The sequence below is a fragment of the Clostridium polynesiense genome (assembly GCF_000820705.1).
GTDB classification, from domain to species: Bacteria; Bacillota; Clostridia; order Clostridiales; family Clostridiaceae; genus Clostridium_AA; species Clostridium_AA polynesiense.
Genome location: NZ_CCXI01000091.1, coordinates 20,847 through 27,359 on the forward strand (window position 1 = coordinate 20,847; position 6,513 = coordinate 27,359).

Sequence of the window (6,513 nt, forward strand, 5' to 3'; positions counted from 1 at the left end):
CTTTACACCTGGCATGACTTCTAGTTGATTATTCTATTTAGATAGAAATTCATCTATGGCTTTAGCTGCTTTTTTACCGGCACCCATAGCTAAAATAACAGTAGCTGCACCAGTTACGGCATCTCCACCGGCATATACGCTTTCTCTGGAGGTTAAGCCTGTTTCCTCTTCAGCAACTATGCACCTTCTCTTATCTACATCAAGACCTTTTGTAGTGGATGCTATAAGAGGATTTGGTGATGTTCCTAGGGACATAATAACAGTATCTACGTCCATTATAAACTCTGAACCTGGTATTTCTACTGGTCTTCTTCTTCCGGATGCATCAGGTTCTCCAAGCTCCATCTTTATACATTTCATTCCACTTACCCATCCTTTTTCGTCCTGAAGGATTTCTATAGGATTAGTCAGGGTATCAAAGATAACCCCTTCTTCTTTAGCATGATGAACTTCTTCCAATCTTGCTGGCAGTTCTTCTTCACTTCTTCTATATACTATATGAGACTCAGCTCCTAATCTTAAAGCTGTTCTTGCAGCATCCATAGCAACGTTTCCTCCGCCTACTATAGCTACTTTTTGTCCAAGTTTTATAGGTGTGGAATATCCCTCTTTAAATGCTTTCATCAGGTTATTTCTGGTTAAGAATTCATTAGCAGAGAATACTCCGTTTGAGTTTTCTCCTGGGATTCCCATGAATTTTGGAAGTCCTGCTCCTGAACCTATGAACACAGCCTTAAAGCCTTCCTCTTCGAAAAGCTGATCTATAGTTACTGTTCTTCCTATAATTACGTTAGTTTCGATCTTAACACCTAATTTTTTAACATTTTCAACTTCATGCCTAACCACTGTATCCTTTGGAAGTCTGAATTCCGGAATACCGTAAACTAAAACTCCGCCTGGTTCATGAAGAGCTTCAAATATGGTAACATCGTAGCCCTTCTTAGCTAAATCTCCAGCACAGGTTAAACCTGCAGGACCGCTTCCTATAACTGCTACTTTAACACCTTTACTTTGCTCAACTTCAGATAAATCTATATTATTTTCTCTAGACCAGTCTGCAACAAATCTTTCAAGTTTACCAATAGCTATTGGCTCACCTTTTATTCCAAGAATACATTTTCCTTCACACTGAACCTCTTGAGGGCACACTCTTCCGCAAACTGCTGGAAGTGCACTGGACTTAGCGATAGTTTTTGCAGCAGCTTCAAATTCACCGTTTTTAACATGCTGAATAAATTCTGGTATTCCTATGGTAACAGGACATTGTGTTACGCACATAGGCTTTTTACAGTTTAAGCATCTTGAAGCCTCTGCCATAGCTTCTTCAGCAGTATATCCTAAACAAACCTCTTCAAAATTCCCTGCTCTTACCTTTGGATCCTGTTCACTTATAGGAACTCTCTTCATTCTATCCATTATTTGTCACCTCCGCATCCACATCCGCCATGATGGTGGGTGTCTCCTTCTTCCTTCTTCAGTATCGCTCTGCCTTCCTCTGACTTGTACATTGCCTGTCTTCTCATTGCTTCATCAAAATTAACAAGATGTCCGTCAAATTCCGGTCCGTCAACACAGGCAAATTTTACTTCTCCTCCTACAGAAACCCTGCAGGCACCACACATACCGGTACCATCTACCATTATTGGATTTAAGCTTACTACAGTAGGTATATTTAATTCCTTTGTAAGCATACATACAAACTTCATCATTATCATAGGACCTATAGCCACAACGCGGTCATAATGTTTTCCCTGATTTAGAACTAAATCTTTTAAACACTCTGTTACTAAACCTTTAAAACCGGAGGAACCATCATCTGTAGCTACATAAACATTTCCAGCAACAGATTCCATTTCCTCCTGAAGTATTAATAAATCCTTTGTTTTAGCTCCAACTATTACATCTGCACTGATTCCTCTCTCATGAAGCCACTTTACCTGAGGATATACCGGAGCAGTACCTACTCCTCCTGCAATAAACATAATTCTCTTGTTTTTTAATTCTTCTATATCTTCCTCTACCATATCTGAAGGCCTTCCTAAAGGTCCTACAAAATCTGCAAAGTATTCTCCTACCTCATAGTTAGCCATTACTTTTGTGGATTCCCCTAAGGTTTGGAACACTATTGTTACGCTTCCTCTTTCCTTATCATAATCACATATGGTTAAAGGTATTCTTTCTCCTTTTTCATCCATTTTAACAATAATAAACTGACCAGGTTCGCAAGATTTAGCTACTCTAGGAGCCTCAATATCCATTAAATAGATATTATTTGCTAATACTCGCTTACTTAGTATTTTATACATTTTCATTCCCCCATATATGTATATTTTATGTATATAAAGCCCATATATATTGTAGCATATTTCACAATAATTTTATGCATTTAAATATTAAAATTTTTAATAGGTATAATGTTAAACCGAACAAATTTTGTCAGAATTTTTGTTAAATTAATATCACAATTACTATTATGAGATAAATTGTACTTTTAAATCTGAAAAAAATAGAGCCTGAGTAAATCAAGTTCTATCTTAAACCTTAATATTATTCATAACCTTAAAGAAATAAATTGAATTTATTATTTGTATACAGCAGGGTTTTTATACACCTGCTGTACACAATACATAGTCCCAATTCAAACGGGATTTTCATTTGAACTAAAACTCCACCTTATCTCCATAATATACACAGGTGAATAAATTCTTCATTTCCTCTACGCTTATTTTTCTTGGGTTAGAACCGGTACATGCGTCTGCCACAGCATTTTCAGAAATCTTATCTAAATTAGCTTTGAAATCTTCCTCTGTTATTCCATATTCCTTCAAACTGCATGGAATATTCATCTTCTTATTCATCTCTCTTATCATAGAGGTTAGGGAATCTGTAAGTTCATCTTCTGTATTTCCTGATAATCCAAGCCTTCTTGCTATTTCAGCATATCTGCTTATACATTCCTTTTTATTAAAATCTATAACATAAGGAAGGTATATTGCATTAGCGCATCCATGTGGTATGTGGAATATAGCACCTGTTTTGTGAGCCATGCTGTGAGTTATACCAAGAAGCGCATTAGTGAAAGCCATTCCTGCCAAACACTGAGCAATATGCATCTGCTCTCTTGCATTTTTATCTCCATTATAAGAATCAAATAAATGATCTTTTATCATTTCAATAGACTGCATAGCTAATGGATCTGAAAAAGCAGATCTAAGGCCCGCCACATAAGCTTCTATAGCATGGGTTAAAGCATCCATTCCTGTATATGCAGTAAGCTTTGCAGGCATTGTTTCAGCCAAGTCTGAATCTACTATTGCAACATCCGGAGTGAGGTTGTAATCTGCTAAAGGATATTTAATTCCTAAATTATAATCAGTTATTACTGAAAAAGCTGTTACTTCCGTTGCTGTTCCGCTGGTAGATGGGATAGCTGCAAATTTAGCTTTGTTTCTTAACTCAGGAACTGTAAAAGGATCCTTTACATCATCAAAGGTAACTTCAGGATGCTCATAGAATATCCACATTGCCTTTGCTGCATCTATTGGTGAACCTCCTCCTATAGAAACTATCCAATCAGGCTGAAACTCTCTCATAAACTCTGCACCTTTCATAACAGTTTCAACAGATGGATCAGGCTCAACACCTTCTATAAGTTTAACCTCCATTCCGGCTTCTTTAAGGTATTGTACAGTCTTATCTAAAAAGCCGAATTTCTGCATAGAGCTACCCCCTGTAACTATTACAGCTCTATTACCTTTAAGGCTTTTTAATACCTCCATACTTCCTTTACCGAAATAAATATCTCTTGGAAGAGTAAATCTGTTCATAAGTATACCTCCTAAATCATTATGCTTTTATCTTATATATAGATTAAAAAGCAAATAATATGCCAAAATAGATATTTTTTTAACAATGTTTCGAAATTATATAGATATATATTATACAAACCAGTATCAATCCCATTTGTAAGAATTTAAACTTTCACTTAAAAAGCATTTTTTATTGCTATTTTTCCTTTAAAAAACAAAAGTGTTCTAAATCAGAACACTTTTGTTTTATATTTTATGTTCCAAATCAGAACACTGTCTCATATCAGAACAAGTTAAATAATTAACTTAAAATTTTTACACAGCAAAAAATAAAATTATCACCATAATTCCCATAATTAAAAGCATATTTTTTTTCTTATAATCAAGCCAAGTGCTGCTTTTTTTCAAAGCATATAAATCGGCAAAATAATTTATCATTATTATAGAAAACATAATAAGGGCATATTTTACATTATTAAAAAAGTTGTACTCCCTAAAGCTCATATATATAAACAAACCTGCCATAATAATATCCGCTATAGGATCTGATTTAATAAATTTCTTAAAAACAGCATCCTTTTTAATATATTCGTTATATCTGTCTATATTGGTTATCTTCTGGAAGCTATCAAATTTATCCTTTCCCTTAACCTGTATGAAGGCCTTCACCAGGTAAAAGGCAGCCAGCAGCATAAAAGCAAACCTTATATCATATAAAGTTATAAAAGCTAGAGTAAATCCTACAAAAAGTGAAGTAGCAACTCCCCTAAACGACATATATCTTTCCTCCAAATCAATAAGTTATATTATATTTTTTTATCTTATTGTATAGTGTATTTCTTCCAATGCATAAAGCAGCAGATACTCTTGATATATTGCCTTCATATTTTAACAAAGCTCTTTCTATTATGATTTTTTCCGCTTTCCATAAAGGCAGTATTTCGTCATCCTTCATCATTTTAATATTATCTGCACCTTCTTCAGAAGGAACATCCTCCTGATGATTTTCAAAGGAAAAGCCTGAGTTTTTAGTATTATCAAAATTCAAAGCTTTTTCTATATAATTTTCAAGCTCTCTGACATTTCCTGGCCAGTTATGCAGCAGCATTTCCCTATAGGTTTCTTCAGGTATCTCAGTTATTTCCTTGTTTAATTTTTTAGATTTAAGCTTCAAAAAATGATCTGACAATATTTTTATATCTTCTTTTCGATTCCTTAGAGGAGGTATATTTATAGGAAGAACACTGAGCCTGTAATAAAGATCTTGTCTAAAGGTACCTCTTTCTACTTCTTTTCTCAAATCCTTATTGGTAGCTGCGATAATCCTTACATCAATAGGAATATACTTATTTCCGCCTACTCTGGTAACCATACCTTCCTGTAGAACCCTGAGAAGATTAACCTGCATATCTAAAGGCATTTCACCTATTTCATCTAAAAATAAGGTTCCTCCGTGGGCAAGTTCAAATTTGCCTGGATGTCCACCTTTTTTTGCTCCTGTAAAAGCGCCTTCTTCATATCCAAAAAGCTCGCTTTCTATCAGGCTTTTAGAAATGGCTCCGCAGTTTATTGCCACAAATCCCTGATTTCTTCTTTGACTGTAATTGTGTATAGCCTGAGCTAAAATTTCTTTTCCCGTTCCGCTTTCTCCTTCTATGAGCACTGTAGAAGGACTATCTGCGATATTCTTAGCATATTCCTTTATTCTCCTAATTTCAATACTTTCTCCAATAAAATCTTCAAAAGTATACCTTGCACTCATTCCTGAGTACTTGTTAACAAGCTTTATCACCTTTTGAATATCCTTTAAAATAATCACCGCACCTACAATATTCCCTTCCTCAGAGAAAATAGGATAAGCATTTAAATTAAATCTGCTTCTTATTCCGCTTACAACAAAATATATCTCTTCATTTTCTATGAAAACTCCTTCCTCAAGCCTTTTGAGGATATTCTTCCAAATCTTTATAACCTTTTCTACAGAGGTATATATAATTTCTTCTTTAGAGATACATATCATCCTGCATGCCTCATGGTTTATGCAGTTTACTATCCCCTCTTTGTCTATTGCCATTATTCCAGCAGAAATAGAATCCATTATGGTATTCATATAATTATATGCTTCATTCAGCTTTTTCTGGGTAATGTCAATCCTTATCTGATTTTCAATAAATTTCACCGCTGCCACTACCATACCTAAGGTGTGAGGATGTACCAAATCACTGTCTCCAGTTAAATTAAGGGTTCCTATTATATTACCTGCTTCATCATGAATTGGAGCCGCAGAGCAGGTCCACCTGTGATAAGCTGTTATAAAATGCTCTTTAGCTGATATTTGTATGGGTGAGTCCTCCTTAATTGCTGTTCCCATAGCATTGGTACCTATGCTGCTTTCATCCATATATGCCCCCACTACCATATTTAAATCCTCAGCAGCTTTTAATATGTCCCTATCACCAAGTATACTTAATATGCAACCTTCCTTATCCGTTAATAGAAGTATAAACCCTGAATTCTGTAAAAGGCTATATAAAAGCTTCATAAAAGGTTCAGCTATTATAAAAAGCCTTTCGCTATTTTTTAAGGTGCTGAGCACCTCACTTCCCATAATGATACGTTTAGGAATCTTTCTTTCCCTTTCTATACCGTATATTCTGCTTCTCTCATGAGAGCTTTTTATTATTTCTTCATGACTTTTATTTTT

Annotated in this window: 5 protein-coding genes; all 5 read right to left on the reverse strand. The window is 34.9% G+C overall.

From position 1 onward, the window contains the following. Positions 1 to 33: 33 nt before the first annotated feature. Positions 34 to 1,416, reverse strand: coding sequence for an NADPH-dependent glutamate synthase (gene gltA / locus TA89_RS08380; RefSeq protein WP_040212482.1), 1,383 nt, complete (start codon positions 1,414 to 1,416; stop codon positions 34 to 36). Further along, entirely contained in the window at positions 1,416 to 2,306 is an 891-nt protein-coding gene (locus tag TA89_RS08385; RefSeq protein WP_040212484.1) for a sulfide/dihydroorotate dehydrogenase-like FAD/NAD-binding protein, read from the reverse strand. The genes gltA and TA89_RS08385 overlap by 1 nt, the downstream gene beginning before the upstream one ends. A 354-nt stretch (positions 2,307 to 2,660) precedes the next feature. Further along, positions 2,661 to 3,827 carry an iron-containing alcohol dehydrogenase gene (locus TA89_RS08390; protein WP_040212485.1) on the reverse strand — a complete coding sequence of 389 codons (1,167 nt, stop codon included), beginning with the start codon at positions 3,825 to 3,827 and terminating at the stop codon, positions 2,661 to 2,663. Positions 3,828 to 4,124: 297 nt separating this feature from the next. Continuing rightward, on the reverse strand, positions 4,125 to 4,586 hold the full coding sequence (locus TA89_RS08395; protein WP_040212486.1) for a hypothetical protein: 462 nt from the start codon (positions 4,584 to 4,586) through the stop codon (positions 4,125 to 4,127). Between the two features lie 16 nt (positions 4,587 to 4,602). Next, positions 4,603 to 6,513, reverse strand: a 1,911-nt coding sequence (locus tag TA89_RS08400; protein ID WP_423219500.1) for a sigma-54-dependent Fis family transcriptional regulator, incomplete at its 5' end; no start/stop codon positions are given.